The organism is Streptomyces sp. NPDC127197 (assembly GCF_042672405.1).
In the GTDB taxonomy this organism is placed as follows: Bacteria; Actinomycetota; Actinomycetes; order Streptomycetales; family Streptomycetaceae; genus Streptomyces; species Streptomyces flavusporus.
Genome location: NZ_JBHXVG010000017.1, coordinates 103,406 through 122,280, shown reverse-complemented (window position 1 = coordinate 122,280; position 18,875 = coordinate 103,406). Strand labels below are relative to the sequence as shown.

The window sequence follows — 18,875 nt, the reverse complement described above, 5'->3', positions numbered from 1 at the left end:
GTGAAGCGACCTCCGTACAAAGGGGACCCCGGGTGCGGGGCTGAAGGGCGGATGCGTTGGTTCGGCGCGGTCAGATGCGGCGGCGCAGGAGCAGCACGGTGACGGCCGTGAGCAGGAGGGCGAGGCCGCCGAGGGCGGCGGTGTCGATCCACTGGACGGTCCAGTAGTCGCCGGCCGGGTTGGCCTCGTAGAAGCGGGCGACGTACCCGTGCCGGTCCATGCACTCCTTGAGCTGGGCACCTGACGGGAAGGGGCAGTTCATCACGTCGTCGCGGCGGCCGGAGGCGGTGATCAGGCCGTAGTTGCCGGCCGACCACTTCTCGCCCATGGGCGGTTTGGGGACGCTGCCGGCGCTGGTGTAGGTGTGCGGCGGGATCAGGAGGCGCGTCTTGTGCGTCCATTCCAGTACGAGTGTCATCGCCCCGGTGACCAGGAGGGTCAGGCCCATCGCCGCCAGGACCCGGCGGGCCAGCAGACCCAGCAGTGTGCCGGTCGCCAGGCCGAACAGGGCGGCTGCTACGACCCGCGGGCCTGAGCCGCTCAGGGCCGTGGTCTCGTACCAGAACAGGCCGTAGCTCCGGTCGGCGGCCGGTCGCCACCACCACGCGAACACTCCCGCGAGCAGACCGGAGAGGGTCACCGCGGACGCCGCGGCCAGGGCGAACCGGGAGGCGAACCACTGGCCGCGGCTCACACCCTGGGTCAGAACCATGCGGTGCGTGCCCAGTTCCCGGTCGCGGCCCAGCAGCGGGGCGCCCCAGAAGACGCCGATGACGACGGGCAGGGCGATGTTCAGCGCCCCGAGGTACTGCAGCGGCTCGATGTCCAGCAGCAGGGGCACACCGGTGTCGGAACGCGTGCAGGAGACGGGGCCGGGGTCGCAGTGGTCGAACAGCCCGCTGCGCAGGGCGTCCAGCATGCCCGAGCGGTAGTACGCGGCGATCGCCGCGGCGACGGCCAGGACGGCCGCGCCGACGCCGACCAGCACCCGCTGCTGGCGCCACGCGAGCCAGAGGGAGCCGTTCCGGAGGGAGCTGTTCATGCCGCCGCCTCCGTCCGCTCGGCGGGGGCGGGACGCACCATGTCATCGGCGTCATCGGCCTGGAGGTGGCCGACCAGGATGTCCTCCAGCCTGGGCCGCTCGACGTGCCAGTCGCCGTGCAGCGGTCCGTGCTGCCGTACGAGGGCGGTCAGCTGTCTGCCGGCGGTCCGGCGGTGGACGACGGTGTGGCGTCCGGCCAGGGTGTCGGCCTGGTCGGCCTGTCCGGTGAGGATGACGTGGCTCTCGCGCAGCGCGTCGGCGTCCTCGCTCAGCTCGATGCGGCCGTTGCGCAGCAGCAGCACCCAGTCGCAGGTCTGCTCCAGTTCGGGCAGGACGTGCGAGGACAGCACGATGCTCATGCCGCGGTCGGCGGCCTCCGCCATCAGCGCCGCCATGATCTCGCCTCGCGCCACGGGGTCGAGGTCGGCCATCGGCTCGTCGAGCAGCAGCAGTTCGGGCCGCTTGCCGAGCGCCAGGGCGAGTGCGACACGGGTGCGCTGTCCGGGGGACAGCTCGCCGACACGGGCGGTGAGCGGGATGCCGCCCTCGTCGACGGTCCGCTCGGCGGCCGCCCGGTCCCACGAGGAGTTCAGCTTCTCGCCCATCCGCAGGGTGTCCGCCACGGTGAAGCGGGGGTAGAGCGGCTTGTCCTGGGTGAGCAGCGCGACCCGGGCGCGGGCCTCGGATGTGCCCGGTACGGCGTCCAGTACGCGTATCTCTCCGGAGCCGGCGTGCAGCAGCCCGCCGGCCAGGTGCAGCAGGGTGCTCTTGCCGGCGCCGTTGCGTCCGACGAGGGCGGTGATACGTCCGCTGGGCACGGTGAACTCGCAGTCCCGCAGGGCCCAGCCGCTCCGCGCCCGGTACCGGAACCCGAGTCCCGTGGCGCGCAGCGCGGCCGGCGCGTCAGGCCCGGTCATGCGTCCTCCTCTTTGCGCTCCCGGTCGCCCGGGGTGTGCTGGTGTTGCTCGTGTTGCTCTTTGTCGTGGGCGTCCAGGGCGGCGGTGACCATGGCGAGGATGTCGGCCCGTTCCAGTCCCGCCGCACGCGCGCGTGCCGTCCAGTCGGTGAGGTCCGTGCGCAGGGGCGAGTCGTCCTCCGCTGCGGGCCGCACGAGCGACCGCGTCACGAAGGTCCCGAGCCCACGGCGCAGTTCGACCAGGCCGGCCTGCTCCATGTCGCGGTAGGCCCGCAGCACGGTGTTGGGGTTGACGGCGGTCGCCGCCACCACCTCCCTCGCCGTGGGCAGCTTGTCCCCGACCTTCAACGTGCCCATCCGGAGCGCCCGTTCGGTCTGCTCGACGATCTGCACGTAGGCGGGTACGCCGCTGCCACGGTCGATCCGGTACTCGACCACGTCACCTTCCACGGTTTCAGTGGGCTTCCATTAATGAATTAACACAAGCATGGTGGAGGGGTTGCAGGGATGTCAACGTGAGTGTGTCGGCGGCGGTGTCGATCGCCGTTGCGGCGCCGGCCCGAACGTCGTGGTGTGGCGCAGGCCATAGGAACCCGGGTGGGACGGCGGAGCGTACAGAGTGTGAGGCAGACAGAACCAGCGGAGTCGATGCGTGCACGCATACGGGCAGGGGACCGTGCGGCGTTCGCCGACCTGTACGACGAGCACGCGAGGGCGGTCTACAACCATGCTCTGCGCCTGACCGGCAACTGGTCGGAGGCGGAGGAGGCCATGTCCGAGACCTTCCTCGCCGCCTGGCGTACCCGGGAGACGGTGGAGCCGGAGGGCGGTTCGCTCAAGCCCTGGCTGCTCGGCATCGCCACGCACAAGGCGCACAACGCCAACCGTGGTCTGCGCCGACGGCTCGCCTTCCTGGCCCGCAGCCCGGAACCGCGTCCCGTCGAGGACTTCGCGGACGAGACGGCCGGCCGGATCGACGACGCCCGCCGTCTCGCGGTGGTTCACGAGGCGCTGGGCCGGCTGCGCCGCCAGGACCGGGAGGTGTTCGCGCTGTGCGTGTCGGCCGGGCTGGACTACCAGCAGGCCGCCGATGCGCTCGGCATCCCGGTCGGCACCGTGCGGTCGCGGCTGTCGCGCGCCCGGGCGCGGCTGGCCCGGATGAGCTCCGGTCAACTCGACCGCGCACAGGCGGAACCGCGGGGCCCTCGCGGAGAGAAGGAGAGTGAGGCCGCGTTCGCGGCCACGTTTCTGCAGGAGGAAACCGGATGAACAACAACAATCCGCCGCTCCCCGGTTCCGGCCGGAGTGAGGCCGAGGAGTTGCTGTCGGCTCCGGCCGAATGGGACCTCCCGCGGAGCAGACACCTCCACTACAAGGACGTTCTGATGCAGCAGATCGACCACGACCGCACCCCTTCCACCCAGGCGCGCCCGACGCCACGCCGCCGACTGGCGCGTGGAGTGGTGCTGTTGCCCCTCGCGTCGATGGCACTGGCCGGGGCGCTGGTCGTCACATTCTCCGGCGGTGACGACACCTCCGCTCCCGCGACCCGAGCCGCCGACGCCAACAGCGCCTCCGCCACCCTCAACCGGATCGCCGTCGCCGCCATGGCAACCGACGAGGCACCGGTGAAGGACGGACAGTTCGTGTACGTCGAGAGCCTGGTCCGCGAGAACAAGGGCACCTTCGAGGGTCCCGTACGGCTCGGCGCCGTGCACAAGCGGGAGGTCTGGATGTCGCAGAACCCCGGGCCGGTCACGAAGACCGGGTGGATCCGCGAATCCGGGAAGGATGCCGTGATGCCCGGTCAGCTGGGCCCCATCGAGTCCACCGCTCCCGTCTCGGCGGGCATCGACCACCCCACGTACAAGTGGCTGGCCTCGCTGCCCACCGACCCCGACGCGCTGCTCGACCTGCTCTACACCCAGACCAGGGTGGAGGAGGGCGAGTCGAAGGAGCAGGCCGTCTTCACCATGATCGGCGACCTGGTGAGCGAAACGATCATGCCGCCGGCGAACGCCTCCGCGTTCTACAGGGCAGCCGCAAAGATCCCCGGCGTGCAGGAGATCCCCGACGCCGTCGACGCCGCCGGCCGGCACGGCATCGCCATCACCCGCGAGGACGCCTCCTCCGCGACCCGTTACGAATGGATCTTCGACAAGGACACCCTCGCCTTCCTCGGCTCGCGCGCGTACATCACCCATGACGAGGCCAAGGGGATCACTTCCGACACACTGTTCGGGACCAGCGCGATCATGAAGCGCACGGTCGTCGACCAGCACGGCAAGGCACCCGCCAAGACCGGCAGCTGACCCGCCCCACGCCGGGGGAGCCGTCCCGTGCGGGGGCGGCTCGACGGCGGTGGTGCCGGGTTCGTCAGTCGCCCCACTGGGCGGGCGGTCCGTACGCCGGGGCGACGGCGGACGGGAGTTGCGGGGGCGCGGCGTGGCAGGTGAAGCCGAGACGGGTCAGGGCCCGGGTCATCTCCCCGACGGTGAAGTCACGGCGGTCCTGGCCCGTGATCACCTCGCCCACCTGCTTGACCGGATACACGCGGCCGCCGATGTCGACGCAGACCGCGGTGACGGGCTCGGGGCGAACGCTCTCCATCGATGTCTCCACCTCGCTCTTGAAGAGGTCGAAGGGGTAACGGGCGATCACACAGCGCATGGTGCCTCACCAGGAGTTCGGGATGGCGGATGGCGGGATGGGGTGGGACAGCGGAGGGTGTCTTCGGAGGATCCGGGTCCGGGAAACGGAAAAGGGGCCCGCACCCAAGGTGCGGGCCCCTTTTCCGGCGTACGCGTGTACGAAATTCAGACGCGTTCGGACGCGGGTATCAGGCGGGAACGATGTTCTCCGCCTGCGGGCCCTTCTGGCCCTGCGTCACGTCGAAGGTCACCTTCTGGCCTTCCTGCAGCTCGCGGAAGCCCTGGGTGGCGATGTTCGAGTAGTGGGCGAAGACGTCGGCGCCGCCGCCGTCCTGCTCGATGAAACCGAAGCCCTTTTCCGCGTTGAACCACTTCACGGTACCGGTGGCCATGTCAATTCTCCTGAGGCAGTGCTGGAGGCCCGCACCTCGCGGGCTCCCTACATCGCTGCCATGATCACCTGGCCCGGGAATCCCGAAAAACGGCAACCACAACTGCAATTCACGTCGAGTCTAGCACGGAAGGAATCGACGACAAGGAAGCGAGAAGGAAGGGGGAGAAAATCCCGGAATACGGCGGCTGGATGCAGGGAAAAGCCTCTTCCAGTACCGGTCGAATTTCTGCTCCGGCGCTGTCAGATTTTCACTCGCCGCCGCCGTCGGGCCCCTCGTCCGGACGGCCTTCCGGGCGTCGCAGTTCCTTGTTGGCGCGCAGGGCCTCCTCCAGCCGGTCCTCGAGACCGATGATCCGGCAGGCGGCCTCGATCGGGGTCCCCTGGTCGACCATCTCGCGGGCGCGGGCGGCGAGGCGCAGCTGGTGGCGGGAGTAGCGGCGGTGGCCGCCCTCCGACCTCGTCGGCGTGATCAGTCCTGCCTCGCCGAGGGCCCGCAGGAAACCTGGCGTGGCACCGATCACCTCGGCGGCACGACCCATGGTGTACGCCGGGTGGTGGTCGTCTTCCAGCCGGTGGGCGGTGTGCGGCCGGTCTTGCGAGGGCATAGGCGCCTTCCTGCGGACCACCGAAGTCGCGGCCCGCATCAGGGGAGCGGGTTCCCCGTAGGGGAACTCTAGTCGCCCATGCGGAATTCCTGTCGTCGCGGGCACAGATGTCCTCGGCCGGGCACGCGCAGCCACTGTGACGACACCGCCCTCGTGACCCACGGCGACCAGGACCCCGCTCCTCCCCGCACGCATCCATGGATGTGACCTTCATCACAGCACGAGCCTCGGCGTGTTCCCCGACCCCTCATCCGCCGGCGCCGACGGCAGCCGAACGCGGGCCCATCGGAGGAGGTCAGGGCGCTGTGACCGTCAGGCGCCTGCCCGCAACGGCGCCGACCGGCGGAGGAATACCTGTGGTCGTGAAGTGAGAAATCGACGCGGCGTGCGAGGAATATTCCCCGGCCGACAGACCGGGGCGGATTTATTTTCCGCGCCGGAGGATGACGCCGTGGTACTGTCCATATCAGTTGCAGTTGTGGTTGCCAGAAGGTTTTTCCGACGGGTCGATCATTACGGCGACCGGAGTCCGCACAGGGCGAACTCCGAACACCGTCCCGAAGGAGAAAAAATGGCTACCGGTACCGTGAAGTGGTTCAACGCGGAAAAGGGATTCGGCTTCATCGCGCAGGACGGCGGCGGCGCCGACGTCTTCGCCCACTACTCGAACATCGCCACCCAGGGCTTCCGCGAGCTGCAGGAAGGCCAGAAGGTGACGTTCGACGTCGCGCAGGGCCAGAAGGGCCCGACGGCCGAGAACATCGTTCCCGCCTGACACCAGAACTGACGCTTACTTCGTAGCTGGGGCCCGCACCTTGGGGTGCGGGCCCCAGCTCGCTATGTTTCAGGGCGCCGCAGAAGAGGATTCTCGGTTCGCCCCCCATCGTCTTCGGCTCGTTCTCGCGATTCTCGGCGCTGTTCCATGACTGCGCGATTTCCTTGATACGTGCCGCATCAAGGAAAGTGTGAAGGTTCCGCATGAGCCGTGCCCGCACAAAGCGCACATACGACCGCTTCGGTGGCTCCGCCTCCAACCGCTCCGCCTCCAACCGCTCCTCCGGCGCCTCGCGCCGTTCCAAAAGCTCCAAGGGCTACGGAGTTCGACAGTCCGCGCCCCAGGGCGACTTCGCGCTGCCGGTGACGACGACGCCCGCGTTGCCCGCCGTCGAGTCGTTCGCCGATCTCGCCCTGCCGGCGCCGTTGCTGGCCGCGCTGGGCCATGAGGGCGTGACCGTACCGTTCCCGATCCAGGCGGCGACCCTGCCGAACTCCCTGGCCGGTCGTGACGTACTCGGCCGTGGCCGCACCGGTTCGGGCAAGACCCTCGCCTTCGGTCTCGCGGCGCTGGCCCGTACGGCGGGTCGGCGCGCCGAGCCACGACAGCCGCTCGCCCTCGTCCTCGTACCCACCCGCGAGCTTGCCCAGCAGGTCACCGACGCGCTCACCCCGTACGCCCGCGCTGTGAAGCTGCGGGCGGCCACCGTGGTCGGCGGGATGTCGATCGGCAAGCAGGCCGCTGCGCTGCGGACCGGGGCGGAGGTCGTCGTCGCGACGCCGGGACGGCTCAAGGACCTCATCGACCGGGGCGACTGCCGGTTGGACGACGTCCGCATCACCGTCCTCGACGAGGCCGACCAGATGGCCGACATGGGGTTCATGCCCCAGGTCACCGCGCTGCTCGACCAGGTGCGCCCGGACGGACAGCGGATGCTCTTCTCGGCCACCCTGGACCGCAACGTCGACCTGCTGGTCCGCCGCTACCTGACCGACCCGGTGGTCCACTCCGTCGATCCGTCCGCAGGCGCGGTCACCACGATGGAACACCACCTGCTCCACGTACACGACACGGACAAGCAGCGGACGACCACCGAGATCGCGGCGCGAGACGGCCGGGTGATCATGTTCCTGGACACCAAGCACGCGGTGGACCGGCTGACCAAGCACCTGCTGAAGAGCGGCGTCCGCGCCGCGGCCCTGCACGGCGGCAGGTCCCAGCCGCAGCGCACGCGGACCCTCGCCCAGTTCAAGAGCGGGGATGTGACGGTACTGGTGGCGACCAATGTCGCCGCGCGCGGCATCCACGTCGACAACCTCGACCTGGTCGTCAATGTGGACCCGCCCACCGACCACAAGGACTACCTGCACCGGGGCGGTCGTACGGCCCGCGCGGGCGAGTCCGGCAGTGTCGTCACGCTCGTGACCCCCGACCAGCGCCGCGGCATGACCCGGCTGATGGCCGCGGCCGGCATCACCCCGCGGATCGCGTCGGTACGTTCGGGTGAGGCGGAGCTGAGCCGTATCACCGGGGCTCAGGCGCCTTCCGGTGTCCCCGTCGTGATCACCGCGCCCGTGGCGGAACGTCCCCGCCGCGCTGCGTCTTCCAGGTCTTCATCATCTGCTTCATCTGCTTCATCTTCCTCGTCCCGTGGCCGCCGCGGCCGCACGGCTCAGGGGCGGCCCGCCGGCGAAACGCCCCGCCGCAGGGCGCGGCGGCAGTCCTCGCTCGACCCGGCGGCGTAGAGCCGTCGCACCCGACTTCAGAGCGGTCCGTCAGTCGGCGTCCACCAGCCCCGTGGCCCGGCCTTCGTCGTCCCAGCGGACCTCGAGCACGCGCTCGACGGCGTCGCGGTCGACGGGGCCGAACACATGCGGGAACAAGGTGCTCTCGGCGACCCCGGGAGGCGGAGCAGGAGCGGCCGCCTCCCACTCGCAGTTCGCGGTGAGCCGGTCCTCGTCGATGACCAGCGCCAGCAGGGGCCGGGGGCTGGTGCGGTAGAACGCGTTGACGACGGTGAGCGTGGTCTCCTCGTCGGGAGAGCAGTGGACGAAACCGTCCTCGGCGAGGGAAGCGGGTGTGTACGGCCGGTCGGGATCGGCGTTCCACTCGTCACGCGACACGACGTGATAAATCATGATCCGGTTATACAGCAGCAGGTGCACGGTCTCCCCGTGGACCACATCGCCGCAGCTACGTCCCCGCGTGGACGTACGCCGCCCAGATGTGCGGACGGTCGGGTATGCGGCGTCGTAGCTGTCGGACGGTGTCGTGCAGGGCGTGGGCGGCGGTGGCGGCGCCGTCGCCTGTCATACGGCGGTAGAAATCGCGGGTGACGTGGTCGGCGTGCGCGCTGTCGATCTCCCAGAGGGTGCCGACCGCCGTGGGGAAACCGGCGAGGAGGAACGAGCTGGTGATGTGGATGGCCTCGTCCGTCAGCCGCTCCGCCGTGCGTGCGGTGCCGCAGGCCGCGAGGAAGGCGAGCTGCGCCGACCGCGGCCGGGCCCGGCAGATCTCGAGGACGGACACGGTCTCGCCGCTCGGCAGATGGAGCAGCGCGCCGGAGGGTTCCGCCGGGTCGGTGGCCGCGTGGCAGCCGAAGTGCGCCCACGAGGTGCTGCCGAGCTCGGCCAGCACGGCCTCACGGGTCGCCGCGGCACCCACCAACGGCTCGCGCGCACCGAGGAGTTCCGCCGCGTAGCCGGCCGCCGCGGCGACGCCGGGCAGCTCGTCCTCCGGCGCGGCGACCAGCAGGGCACCACCGTGGTCGGCGCTGTCGCGGTCCCTGGCCCTGGTGCGGGCGTAGGCCAGGGTCTGCAGACCGGGAACGTACGACGACACCACGGCGTCGAGTGCGGCGCCGCAGCCGTCGAGTTCGCAGTCGCGCGAGGTGCACTGGGCCGCGTGCAGCGGCAGGGCGCTGAAGGCACCGGTCGGGACCCACCACATCCGCGGCCACACTCCCTGGCGGGGAACGGGGTCCGCCGCTCCGACCAGCTCCAGCACCGGCCGCACGATCTTGTGCCACGTCCATGCCAGCGTCTCGCGGACGGTGGCCCCGGCGGCGACGAGCTGCGCCGGGGACGGTCTCGACCTGCCGTGCGCGTTGATGGCATCGACGGCGTCCCGCAGCCGCCGGGCCGCGTCGGCGATCTTGTCGGCCCCGGGTTCGAGGTGGAGGGCGGTGATCGACCGGTGGGTGACGACGAGGGCGAGGCAGAAGCTTTTGCCGTGGTTGAGGACGACGACGGGGCCGTCGGCCGCGAGTGTGCGCAACTCCTCGGCGGTGAGCGGGCGCAGGAAGCCGTCGAAGCCCGGCTGGGTACGGATCCGCTCGACCAGTTCGTCGAGCTCGCGGGAGGCGCGGAGCCGGGCCAGCCGGGCCCACTCGGCGTGCCCGGGGGGCGCGGGATCGGGCACCTCGGGCTCGTCGGCGAGCTGGTCGGTCAACCGCTCGAACTCGGCCGCCAGCGCGGGGTGCGCCGACCGCAGGTCGCCGATGTCCGCGCGGGCCTCGATCCGCCGGGCCAGCAGCAGGCCGCGGCCGCGTTCGAGCAGTTCGGCGGCGCGGTCCACGTCGGGGCCTTCGACGGTGCGGAAGAGGGCACCGAAATCGGGCAGCTCGGGCACGCGCTGCTCCGCCGCGGCCGCCTCGATGCTCTCCATCACCCCGTCCAGCCGGGCGGACAGCCGGGCGGCGCCCTCGCGGCCGAGGAGCTGCATGAGGACCAGCTCGACGACCGCCCGGATGTCCCCTTCGAACGTCACCAGGCCGTGCTCGGCGGACTGCTGGTCGCTGCCCCGGTCGGTGACGTCCGCCATGGCCTCGACGGCCGCTTCGAGGTGGGACAGGGCCAGGTCGATACGGGGCTGCGGCCTGCCCAGCGCGCCGGCCGCGGCGCCGATCTCACCGCTGGCCCGCATCCACACCGGGATCGCGGGGTCGCGCCACGCGCCGGGGTCCGCGACGCCGGACAGGCGGGCCAGCATGGGCGCCATCAAGGACGCGAGCGGGTTCGCCTGGGAAAATGCCTGATGTTCCGGGGTCTGCGGTGTCCGGGGGGACGGAGTGTCCGAGGAGGACACCTCGGGGAGGCGGCCACGGCCGATGAGGTCGATGAAGGTGCGCATCATCGCGACGAGGTCGATCGGGGACCCGTCCGGCAGCTCCGCCTCGAGGATGTCGCTCAGATCGTCGGCCTCGGCCATGAGGCGTGCCGCCCGCTCCGGTTCGGTGCCACGGAGCGCGACGGCCCGCTGCATGAGCGCCCGGGTGAGCGTCATCGTGACCATGGGCCGCATCGGATGTCCGGCGGGGCATGCGGCGAACGTCCTGCGGCACTGGTCGACCACCTCGTCGGTGAGGTCGGGCCGCGGGCCGCCGGCCGGTCCCACGGTCTCGACCAGGTCGGCGTAGGCGTCACCCATGAGGTCGTACCAGTGCGGGCCGGCACCCGCCGCCCCGGCGGGTGCGTCACGTGCGAGCTCCTTCATCCGCCGGGCGACCTCCCGGGCCCGCTCGAGCTGGGCCGGTTCGTGGCCGAACAGGTAGTTCTGCAGGGCGTTGTGGAGCTCGGTGCGGGCCGCCAGCAGCGCCCGGTCGGTGTCGGTGAGCACCGGATAGCCGTCCGCCGGCTCCTCCTCGTCCGTCGGCAGCCCGGGGGCGGCCGCCGACGAGGCGAGGAGCGCCGCGGCCTCGCGCGCCCCTTCCGCGTCGAAACGGCCGATGGACAGGGTCGTGAGCGCCTCGGCGAGAATCCGGTCCACCTGTCCGGACATGTCCGGCGCGTGCGCGCGCGCATAGCGCAGCAGTTCCACGACCTCCTCGAGGCCGGAGGGGTCGCCGCGGCCGGCCGCCCGGGCGAAGAGCGCGCTGCCGAGCGCGGCGGACAGTGTTGCCCGTCCAGCGGGGTCTTCCTCGTCCGTATCCGCGAGCATCTCCCGGATGACCTCGATGTCGGCGTCGAGGTTCTCGGGGTCGTCCAGGCGAAGATCGTTCATGCGGGACAGGTACGAAGTCATCCTGGCCAGGTCCTTGGCCAGGTCTTCGTCCGCCCCGTCGACCGGTTCGCCGTTCGAGCCGATGAGACCCTGGGGATACGCGGTCCCCATGGGGACCGACATGAGAGCAACGGACAGCGCGGCGTCGAAAACGCCCCGCTGCAGCAGTCCCGACGCCAGGAAGTCCGCCGGCGCGCCGACCAGCGCTTCCTCGGTCAGCTGCCGGACCTGAGCGGCGAGCAGTTCCGCCCGGTCCGGCGCCGTCCGCCGCAAGGCCTGCCCCCGCAGCCCGGTGAGCGCGGCCAGTACGGCGACGTAGGCGTGACGCTGCGGCTCGTCGGCGGGGAGTGCGGCAAGGGCGGTGCGGTACCGGGTGATCCGCTCGTCGGAGATGGCGTCGGGGTCGATCTCGCCCGTCCGGTCGTCGACCCGGGTCATCAGGTCGAGGATTTCGAGCTGAATGTCCGGGGCGTCGCCCTGGCGCGCGGCGCGCTGTCTGAACTGCTCGACGAGGCGGGCGACCGCCGGGCCGGCGCGGCGTGGATCGTCACTGCCGCCCAGTTCCTGCAACTCCAGGTATGCATCGACGAGTTCCTGGTCCTCCTCGCTCACCGCACTGATCCCATCGAGCAGTTCGGCCGCCTCGCGGGTCGCCTCCTCGTCGCCGCACTCCCTCCCGAGGGCCGCGAGCGCCTGACCGAGGACGGCAGTGACCTCGGAATGCGCCGGATGGCCGGCGGGAGTCTCGGCCAGGGACGCGCGCAACCGTCGTACGGCGCAGGCGATCCGGCCCGCGTCGTGCTCGCGGATGCCCGCGTCGGCGATGACCGCACCGACACGCAGGTCCCGTTCGCCGGGCCAGGTGACGGGGTTGCCGTACAACTCGCGCAGCAGGCGCAGCCCTTCGGCCGCCTCCGGGGCGAGTGCGCCGTCCGGGGCCGCCGCCACCAGCCGCTCGACCAGGGCGAGCGGGGGCGCGCCGAGCAGCCGCGCGGCGTCCATCAGGGTGCTCAGGGCGACTGCGGCGACCTCCTGGGCCCGGGCGGGGTCGAGGAAACCGGGCGGGACGGAGGCCAGCCCCCAGCACACTGCCCGGGCGTATCGCGCCGCTGCGGCCAGCCCGTCCGGGTCGGCGGTGACCTGAAAGCGCGTCACGTTGAGCTGGAGGGCGTGGAACGCCAACTCCACGAACCCCGCGTGGTCTTCGGCCAGTACGTACTCGATCGCCGAGTCCGACCAGGCGAGCGCCCGGTCCAGCGCGGCCCGCGGCTCGGGCTCCCCCGGATCCGGCGCCCTGACCACGGCATCGGCGTGCGCCGAACTCACCAGGTGGGCGAACCGGGCATCGTGCGAGGGGTCGGCCGGGTCGAAGCTCTCCCGCAGGGCCTCGGGAAGCCCCGCGCTCTCGGGCAGGCGCGGACACAGGAAACCGAAGGCGCCCAGCACGAAGAACAGGTTCTGCTGTACCTCCGGATCCTCGGGGCCCTGATGACGGAACCAGAAGGTCCAGAAGACGGCGGCGACCGGGCCGAGTTCGACCGGTTCCTCGGGCAGCGGCGCGGCCTCCCGCAGCAGGGCCAGCGCGTCGTCGACCGCTTCCTGCGTGCGCAACGGCGCCGGATCCCGGGCGTTCTGAGCTGCGACGAGGCGTGCGGCCACTCGATCCCGAAGCTCAGTCATCACCTCTTACATTAGTCTGACCACCTGTCAGAGAGCAGTGGTTCTCGGGACTTTCAGGGAGGCCTCCGTGGGGGACGGGGCGAAAGCGCGCCGGGTGTACGAGGACGCCGTCGAATACCTGTGCCGCAACGTGGACGCGGTACGCGAGCTGATCGGCCCCGCACTCTGGAACACGCACTTCGCGGTCGTACGGGACGCCGACCCGGCCGGCACCGAGTGGCGGGACGCCGTACGCGCGCTGCACGACGCGGTCGAGGCGGCCGGCATCCCCGGCGGGCTCGGGCTGCGCCCCACGATGGGCGTGGGCGACTGGCCGGGCGCCCCCATACCGCAGTCGACCGGCTGGGTCTGCCCCACGCGCCGCTGCGCCCGGGTCGACCTGCGGGACGACGCCACGCCGGACACGCCGACCTGTACCTTGGCCGACCGGCCGATGCGCCTGGTGGACGGCTGACGGCGGTGGGACTGGGCCTGCTCATCGAACTGCAGAAACGCATCCCGGACGGGTGGTTCCTGCGACGGCTGCTGCCCGCCGCGCTGTTCGTCGTGGTCGCGCTCGTGGGCGGCGGGCAGCTGGGCCAGCGCAACTGGAACGACATCGCGCTCGCCCAGGAGCGGATCGCCGACGCGCTCAGGCTGGGCGGCGGGCTGACCGCCGACGGCATCGCGTCGCTCGTGCTCGTCGCGGTGCCGGTGGTGGGGGCCGCGTTCGCGGTGCCGTACGCCGCGGCCGCGATCGGGGCGCTTGCGTCGGGGGCCTGGCCGTGGTGGCTGATGCCGCTGGGCCGGCGGCTGACCGCATGGCGGGTACGACGCTGGGTGCCGCCGGCGGAACTCGGACGGCAGGCCGTACGGGCGCGCGACGACGGCAAGGAGCTGCGCGCCGCCCGGCTCGACGCGCGCCGGGCCCGCACCGAGGAGGCCGAGCCCGGCTCCCCCACCTGGTCGAGCGACCGGTTCCGCACAACCGAGACACGCGTCAGAGCACAGACCGGCGACGACATCGCGAGCGGGTGGACCACGCTCCTGCTCGCGGCACCCGACACGTCCCGCGCCGCGCTGGCCGAGGCCCGCGACGCCTATGACGCGGCCTGCGAGGGCCTCGCCTGGAGCACGGCGTTCACGCTCCTCGGCATCTGGTGGTGGCCGGCGGCGCCGGTCGGCATCGTGCTCGGCCTGGCCTCCTGGCGGGGACTGCGCCACGCGGTCGAGGCGCTGTGCCGGACCACCGAAGCGGCGCTGACCCTGCAGCGCACGGAACAGCACACGGACCCGCACACCGGCGACGGTAATCCCGGAATATAATTTCCTTCGGCGCTTAAAATACCGCCGATTACTTTCTGTTATTCACACTCCGCACGCCCCCTTTCGAGCGACTTGCATCCCCCGAATGCCCGACATCTCACCCGCTGTTGGGCTCGTTAGGTGATCGTGACTTGGAAGGAAGGACCCGTGGCCAAGACGCTTTTCGGGCACGACACCGGCGACCTCGAGACGGATGTCGATGTGCGCCTCATGTACTGCTCGGACCTGCTTGATGATTTCCATAAAAAGATCAGACAGATGGAAAGCGAATACCTCCGGGCGATGATGGGGCTGTATGACCACGATGCGCGATGAGTCCGGGCTCTACGATTTTCAGACCCCGGTCGATACCCAGCAGCTGTGGAGCGTGGCCCCGGAACCGGACATCCCGCCGAACGACTGGGACCCGGTCGAGGAACTGGCCCAGATGCTGTCCACCGCGTCCGCCGAGCCCGCTCCGGACCGGCTGGCCGGGCGACCGCACCGCAGGAACAACCGGCGGCGGCCCCACCCGGAATCCCATTTCCTTGACGGCGGTCAGCGTGTCACTCACGTCACGCTCCTGATCGCGGCGATCACGTTGAGCGCGGTGTGCATGCTGGGATGGTCGCTCTCCTATTCCTATGACCAACTGCGCGCCATCGCCTCGTCCGTGCTGCCCATGAGATTTGCGCAATGGTGGCCGATGACGGTGTTCGGGCCGTGGCTGGTGGCGGCGCTGTCCATCGTGCGGGCAACCGTTCAGCAGCGGAGCGCGCGGCGGTCCTGGTGTGTCATCATCGCCGCGTCCGCCCTGGCGGTGGCGCTGTCGGTCGGCCACTCGTCACGCTCGATCCTGTCGTTAGTGATCTTCGGAATTCCGCCGGTCACCGCTCTGGTGTGTTTCTGGGAGCTCGTCGGCCAGGTCTCGACAAAGCGCCGGCCTCGGCACGCCGTGGGCGGTCCGGGGAAACCCAAGCCATGACGCAGGTCTTCTGAGGGTGGTCAGGTCGTCCTGAGGGTGTGCACGGCGCCGTTGAAGAGCTCGTCGGCGCTGGTGTCCTGCTCGTTGGTCACGGCCGAGTCGACGATGATCTTCCACAGCTCACCCCCCGCGTTGTGGAACAGCTCGCTCTTGCGCCAGAGCCGGCCTCCGTCCGGGCGGTAGGTCATGGTGAGGGCCGCGCTCCTGCGGCCCTCCGCCTCCAGCTCGGAGAGCACGATCCGAACGTCGGTGAATGCCTTGTTCGCCGTGTACTCCCGGTAGAAATACTCCGCCCTCTACTTCGCGGGCCCCTGCGGCACATCCCAGCGCAGCAGCACCACCTGCCGGTACACCTGGCCCTCGAGCGCCGTGTAGAGCAGCACGCCGAGCGAGAAGAGATCCGACTCCGGCCCCGGCGCCCTGCCCAGGACCCGCTCCGGCGCCATGTACTCGGGGCTGCCGACCACCGCGCCGGGCTCCCGTCAGCGGTGTCTCGCCCTCGACCTGGGCGATGCCGAAGTCGGTGAGCAGGACGTAGCCGGACCGGGCGGGCATGATGTTTCCCGGTTTGACGTCCCTGTGCAGCACCTTGATCTCATGGGCCGCGGCGAGTGCGCCGACCACGGGCAACGCGATGCGGGCGGCCTGGGCCGACGTCAGTGTGCCCTCCGCCAGCACGTCGGCGAGCGGCCTGCCCCGGATGAACTCCATGACGATCCACGGCCGCCGGTCCACCGTCACGACGTCGTGGATGGCCACCGTCGTGGATGGCCACCACCGACGGGTGGTCGACCTGCGCCGCGGCACGTGCCTCACGCTCGAGCCGGGCGAACAGCACGTCCCGGGCCCCGTCGGGCACCCGCTCGATCCGGGGCTCCTTGACGGCGACCTCACGGCCGATCACCTCGCCGTACGCCTTCCACACGGTGCCCATGCCGCCCGCGCCCAGCCGCCCGACCAGCCGATAACGGCCTCCGGTCAACTACCCCAGTCCGGGCGGGCCTTGGCGCCCGGGGTAGGTTTTCCTCGTTTTCCCGGATCTTTCCGGCGCAGGTGGTGCCGTACCGGCGCACACATACGCGTGCGCCGGGGAGGTGCGCTCAGAAAAGCCGCTTACGGCCCCAGAGGAACAGGAACACCGTGACGACGGCCGTCAGGGCCAGGAGGATCGACGCGCCGCGCCACTGCATGCCGGACATCTGGGAGATCGGGAGATAGTCCACCGACCAGCCCACGACGTCCGCCTGCTTCAGGCAGAGCTCGCGCGCCTGCTCGGTCTCCTCGTGCACACAGGTGCTCCAGCCGAGGAGCTCTCCGCTGCCGGTGAGGTACGACTGGTCGATCTGGTAGGCGGCGTCGGGCAGCGTCGGGAAGGCGTTCTCGGCGAGGACGCCCTTGTCGGTGGTGACGGTGACGGTGTCGCCGAGCGCCAGCCGGAAGTAGCCCCAGACGAGCTGGACGACGACCGCGAAGCCGAAGGTGACCACCATCGCCGCCAGCGTGCGGCGCAGCACCACGCCGATGGCCACACCGCTCACGACGGTGAACAGGGTGAGGGCGACGGGCACCGGGCCCGTGGTGTCGAACGCGGCGCCGGAGGTCCAGTCCAGGACCGTGTTCTGTTCCTTGACCGGGCTCCACCACCAGCCGAACACGACGGACAGCGCGACCGTGCTCACCACGATCAGCAGCGCGGTCAGGCCGAGCTTGGTGGCCAGCCAGCGGAGGCGGCCGGTGGACTGGGTGGTGACGAGCTTGGCGGTGCCGTGTTCCAGGTCGCCCGCGAGCAGAGGGGCGCCGACGAAGACGCCGAGGAGGACGGGGATCAGGCCCAGCGCGGTGGAGACGCGGCCGAAGGCCTGGGAATACGGCTCGAATTCCGGGCCCAGGCTCTCGATGCTGTTGGCGGGCCAGCCGTAGCCGGTGAGGAAGTCCATCAACTGGGCGCGCTGGTAGACCATCCAGGCCAGGCCGATCACGGTGGCGGCGAGGATGGTCCAGTAGGCGGCGCGGTGCTGCCGCCAGACCAACCAGGTCATTCCGCTGAGCCGGGGGCCGCGGGCGGGGCGGGTGGCCGGCGAAGTGGTGGTCGGGGTGTCGGTCAGGGTACTCATGCCGCCACCGCCCGGATGCCGTGCGCCTGGCCGGGGACCTGAGCGCTGGGCGTGATCAGGGGTGGTGCCTCGGGTGAGCGCAGGTAGGCGAGCAGGAGTTCCTCCAGGTTCGGGGTGTCGGTCTCCCAGGGGCCGCCGATCGGCCCGTCGGGGCGCAGCAGGGCGGTGTACTGCCGTCCGCTGGGGCGGGATTCGACGACGGTGTGGTGCGCGAGGTCGCTCGGTGTGCCCTCGCCGTCCCGGACTCCGGTGACCAGGGTGTGCGCCTCGCGCAGTTCGTCCACGTCGCCTGCGAGACGTACTCCGCCCGAGGCGATGACGACGAGGTAGTCGCAGACGCTCTCCAGCTCGGCGAGCATGTGCGAGGACATCAGCACGGTCGTGCCGTGCTCGGCGGCCTCGGCCATGAGGGTGCCCATCAGTTCGTGGCGCACCAGCGGGTCGAGGTCGGACATCGGCTCGTCGAGCAGCAGCAGGTCGGGGCGCTTGCCGAAGGCGAGGGCGAAGGCGACACGAGTGCGCTGTCCGCCGGAGAGGGTGCCGATCCTCGCGTCCAGGGGCACGTTCCCTGCGCGGACGATGTTCTCGGCGGCCCGCTGGTCCCAGGATCCGGGGTTCAACTCATGTCCCAGACGCAGGGTTTCGGCCACGGTGAAGCGGCGGAAGAGCGGCTTCTCCTGGGCGAGGAACGCGGTGCGCCGGACGGCCTCGGTGGATCCCGGGACGGCGCCGAAGACACGCAGGCCGCCCTCTGTCGGCTCCAGCACATGGGTCGCTATGCCCAGCAGCGTGGTCTTGCCCGCTCCGTTGGGTCCGACGAGCCCGCAGATCCGTCCCGCCGGCAGCCGGAAGGAGCAGTCCCGCAGGGCCCAGCCCCGCCGGTACCGCTTGCCCAGCCCGACCGCCTCCAACGCCGGCCCGCCGGCGTACGTACCGTCACTCACCTGTGCTCCTCGCCTCTGTCATTGCGCCGTACTGCTTCTCCATGGCCGACGCGACCAGCGCGGCCACGTCCTCCCGCTCCAGGCCCGCCTCGCGCGCCCGCGCCATCCACGCCTCCAACTCCCCGTGCAGCGGTGAGTCCGCGCCCGTCTGGGGGCGGGCCAGCGAGCGGCGCACGAAGGTGCCGAGACCCGGCCGCGGCTCGACCAGGCCCTCCCGCTCCAGCTCCCGGTACGCCTTGAGCGTGGTGTTCGGGTTGACCGCGCTGGTCTCGGCGACCTCCTTGGCGGTCGGCAGCCGGTCCCCCGGTACCAGAACGCCGAGCCGCAGCGCCTGCTTCGTCTGCTGGACGATCTGCTGATAGGCGGGGACCCCGCTCCGCCTGTCGATGCGGAACTCCAAGCCCTCCACCACCATTGCACTACTTGATTAGTGAAATGATGATGGAGGGCCGCCGACGGACTTGTCAACGCCGGTCGCCCGGAG

At 70.9% G+C, this 18,875-nt stretch carries 20 protein-coding genes and 1 pseudogene; 8 read left to right on the top strand and 13 right to left on the bottom strand.

Annotation, left to right across the window (positions count from 1 at the left end; genetic code table 11):
• Nucleotides 1–70: 70 nt before the first annotated feature.
• From ACFVJQ_RS25545 to ACFVJQ_RS25535, 3 genes are read right to left on the bottom strand one after another with little or no spacing between them, the layout of a single operon-like run.
• Nucleotides 71–1,042, bottom strand: coding sequence for a transporter (locus ACFVJQ_RS25545; RefSeq protein WP_385787192.1), 972 nt, complete (start codon nt 1,040–1,042; stop codon nt 71–73).
• Nucleotides 1,039–1,959 carry an ABC transporter ATP-binding protein gene (locus tag ACFVJQ_RS25540; RefSeq protein WP_385511703.1) on the bottom strand — a complete coding sequence of 307 codons (921 nt, stop codon included), beginning with the start codon at nt 1,957–1,959 and terminating at the stop codon, nt 1,039–1,041. Before ACFVJQ_RS25540 ends, ACFVJQ_RS25545 begins: the two co-directional genes overlap by 4 nt.
• A complete protein-coding gene (locus tag ACFVJQ_RS25535) occupies nt 1,956–2,408 on the bottom strand; it encodes a GntR family transcriptional regulator (protein ID WP_385511701.1) in 453 nt (150 codons plus the stop codon). The genes ACFVJQ_RS25540 and ACFVJQ_RS25535 overlap by 4 nt, the downstream gene beginning before the upstream one ends.
• A gap of 198 nt (nt 2,409–2,606) precedes the next feature.
• Here ACFVJQ_RS25535 and ACFVJQ_RS25530 point away from each other — a divergent pair, with 198 nt between their 5' ends.
• A complete protein-coding gene (locus ACFVJQ_RS25530) occupies nt 2,607–3,227 on the top strand; it encodes an RNA polymerase sigma factor (protein ID WP_224735127.1) in 621 nt (206 codons plus the stop codon).
• A complete protein-coding gene (locus tag ACFVJQ_RS25525; RefSeq protein WP_385787188.1) occupies nt 3,224–4,270 on the top strand; it encodes a CU044_5270 family protein in 1,047 nt (348 codons plus the stop codon). Before ACFVJQ_RS25530 ends, ACFVJQ_RS25525 begins: the two co-directional genes overlap by 4 nt.
• A gap of 64 nt (nt 4,271–4,334) precedes the next feature.
• On the opposite strand, the gene ACFVJQ_RS25520 is transcribed toward ACFVJQ_RS25525, so the two are convergent.
• The 3 genes from ACFVJQ_RS25520 to ACFVJQ_RS25510 form a co-directional block, all read right to left on the bottom strand.
• Nucleotides 4,335–4,628, bottom strand: a complete 294-nt coding sequence (locus ACFVJQ_RS25520; protein WP_224735129.1) for an SCO5918 family protein — start codon at nt 4,626–4,628, stop codon at nt 4,335–4,337.
• A gap of 169 nt (nt 4,629–4,797) precedes the next feature.
• Entirely contained in the window at nt 4,798–5,001 is a 204-nt protein-coding gene (locus tag ACFVJQ_RS25515) for a cold-shock protein (protein ID WP_010986199.1), read from the bottom strand.
• 250 nt (nt 5,002–5,251) lie between these two features.
• Nucleotides 5,252–5,608, bottom strand: a complete 357-nt coding sequence (locus tag ACFVJQ_RS25510; RefSeq protein WP_385511697.1) for a MerR family transcriptional regulator — start codon at nt 5,606–5,608, stop codon at nt 5,252–5,254.
• 571 nt (nt 5,609–6,179) lie between these two features.
• Here ACFVJQ_RS25510 and ACFVJQ_RS25505 point away from each other — a divergent pair.
• Complete coding sequence (locus ACFVJQ_RS25505; protein ID WP_129798962.1) at nt 6,180–6,383, top strand: cold-shock protein; 204 nt, start codon at nt 6,180–6,182, stop codon at nt 6,381–6,383.
• 203 nt (nt 6,384–6,586) lie between these two features.
• Nucleotides 6,587–8,128, top strand: a complete 1,542-nt coding sequence (locus ACFVJQ_RS25500) for a DEAD/DEAH box helicase (RefSeq protein ID WP_385787184.1) — start codon at nt 6,587–6,589, stop codon at nt 8,126–8,128.
• Between the two features lie 30 nt (nt 8,129–8,158).
• Here ACFVJQ_RS25500 and ACFVJQ_RS25495 read toward each other — a convergent pair whose 3' ends face one another.
• Both ACFVJQ_RS25495 and ACFVJQ_RS25490 read right to left on the bottom strand, forming a co-directional pair.
• Nucleotides 8,159–8,521 carry a DUF952 domain-containing protein gene (locus tag ACFVJQ_RS25495; RefSeq protein WP_224737292.1) on the bottom strand — a complete coding sequence of 121 codons (363 nt, stop codon included), beginning with the start codon at nt 8,519–8,521 and terminating at the stop codon, nt 8,159–8,161.
• A gap of 55 nt (nt 8,522–8,576) precedes the next feature.
• Entirely contained in the window at nt 8,577–13,064 is a 4,488-nt protein-coding gene (locus ACFVJQ_RS25490; RefSeq protein WP_385787181.1) for a CHAT domain-containing protein, read from the bottom strand.
• A gap of 67 nt (nt 13,065–13,131) precedes the next feature.
• Here ACFVJQ_RS25490 and ACFVJQ_RS25485 point away from each other — a divergent pair, with 67 nt between their 5' ends.
• The 4 genes from ACFVJQ_RS25485 to ACFVJQ_RS25470 all read left to right on the top strand — a co-directional run bounded on the left by ACFVJQ_RS25485 (nt 13,132) and on the right by ACFVJQ_RS25470 (nt 15,333).
• A complete protein-coding gene (locus tag ACFVJQ_RS25485; RefSeq protein WP_385511691.1) occupies nt 13,132–13,518 on the top strand; it encodes a hypothetical protein in 387 nt (128 codons plus the stop codon).
• A 5-nt stretch (nt 13,519–13,523) separates the two neighbouring features.
• Entirely contained in the window at nt 13,524–14,369 is an 846-nt protein-coding gene (locus ACFVJQ_RS25480; protein ID WP_385787178.1) for a hypothetical protein, read from the top strand.
• Between the two features lie 147 nt (nt 14,370–14,516).
• Entirely contained in the window at nt 14,517–14,684 is a 168-nt protein-coding gene (locus ACFVJQ_RS25475; RefSeq protein ID WP_224737288.1) for a hypothetical protein, read from the top strand.
• Nucleotides 14,665–15,333, top strand: a complete 669-nt coding sequence (locus tag ACFVJQ_RS25470) for a DUF2637 domain-containing protein (protein WP_385511689.1) — start codon at nt 14,665–14,667, stop codon at nt 15,331–15,333. The genes ACFVJQ_RS25475 and ACFVJQ_RS25470 overlap by 20 nt, the downstream gene beginning before the upstream one ends.
• Nucleotides 15,334–15,353: 20 nt before the next feature.
• Here ACFVJQ_RS25470 and ACFVJQ_RS25465 read toward each other — a convergent pair whose 3' ends face one another.
• From ACFVJQ_RS25465 to ACFVJQ_RS25445, 5 genes and pseudogenes are all read right to left on the bottom strand, one after another.
• A complete protein-coding gene (locus tag ACFVJQ_RS25465) occupies nt 15,354–15,569 on the bottom strand; it encodes a hypothetical protein (RefSeq protein ID WP_385511687.1) in 216 nt (71 codons plus the stop codon).
• Between the two features lie 120 nt (nt 15,570–15,689).
• Nucleotides 15,690–16,267: pseudogene (locus ACFVJQ_RS25460) on the bottom strand (serine/threonine-protein kinase); the annotation flags it as partial.
• A gap of 166 nt (nt 16,268–16,433) precedes the next feature.
• The gene (locus ACFVJQ_RS25455) at nt 16,434–17,447 is read right to left on the bottom strand and encodes an ABC transporter (protein WP_385787175.1); all 1,014 of its coding nucleotides are present in this window, start codon (nt 17,445–17,447) and stop codon (nt 16,434–16,436) included.
• Nucleotides 17,444–18,391, bottom strand: coding sequence for an ABC transporter ATP-binding protein (locus ACFVJQ_RS25450; RefSeq protein ID WP_385787172.1), 948 nt, complete (start codon nt 18,389–18,391; stop codon nt 17,444–17,446). Before ACFVJQ_RS25450 ends, ACFVJQ_RS25455 begins: the two co-directional genes overlap by 4 nt.
• Nucleotides 18,384–18,806, bottom strand: coding sequence for a GntR family transcriptional regulator (locus ACFVJQ_RS25445; protein ID WP_385511682.1), 423 nt, complete (start codon nt 18,804–18,806; stop codon nt 18,384–18,386). Before ACFVJQ_RS25445 ends, ACFVJQ_RS25450 begins: the two co-directional genes overlap by 8 nt.
• Nucleotides 18,807–18,875 lie beyond the last annotated feature (69 nt).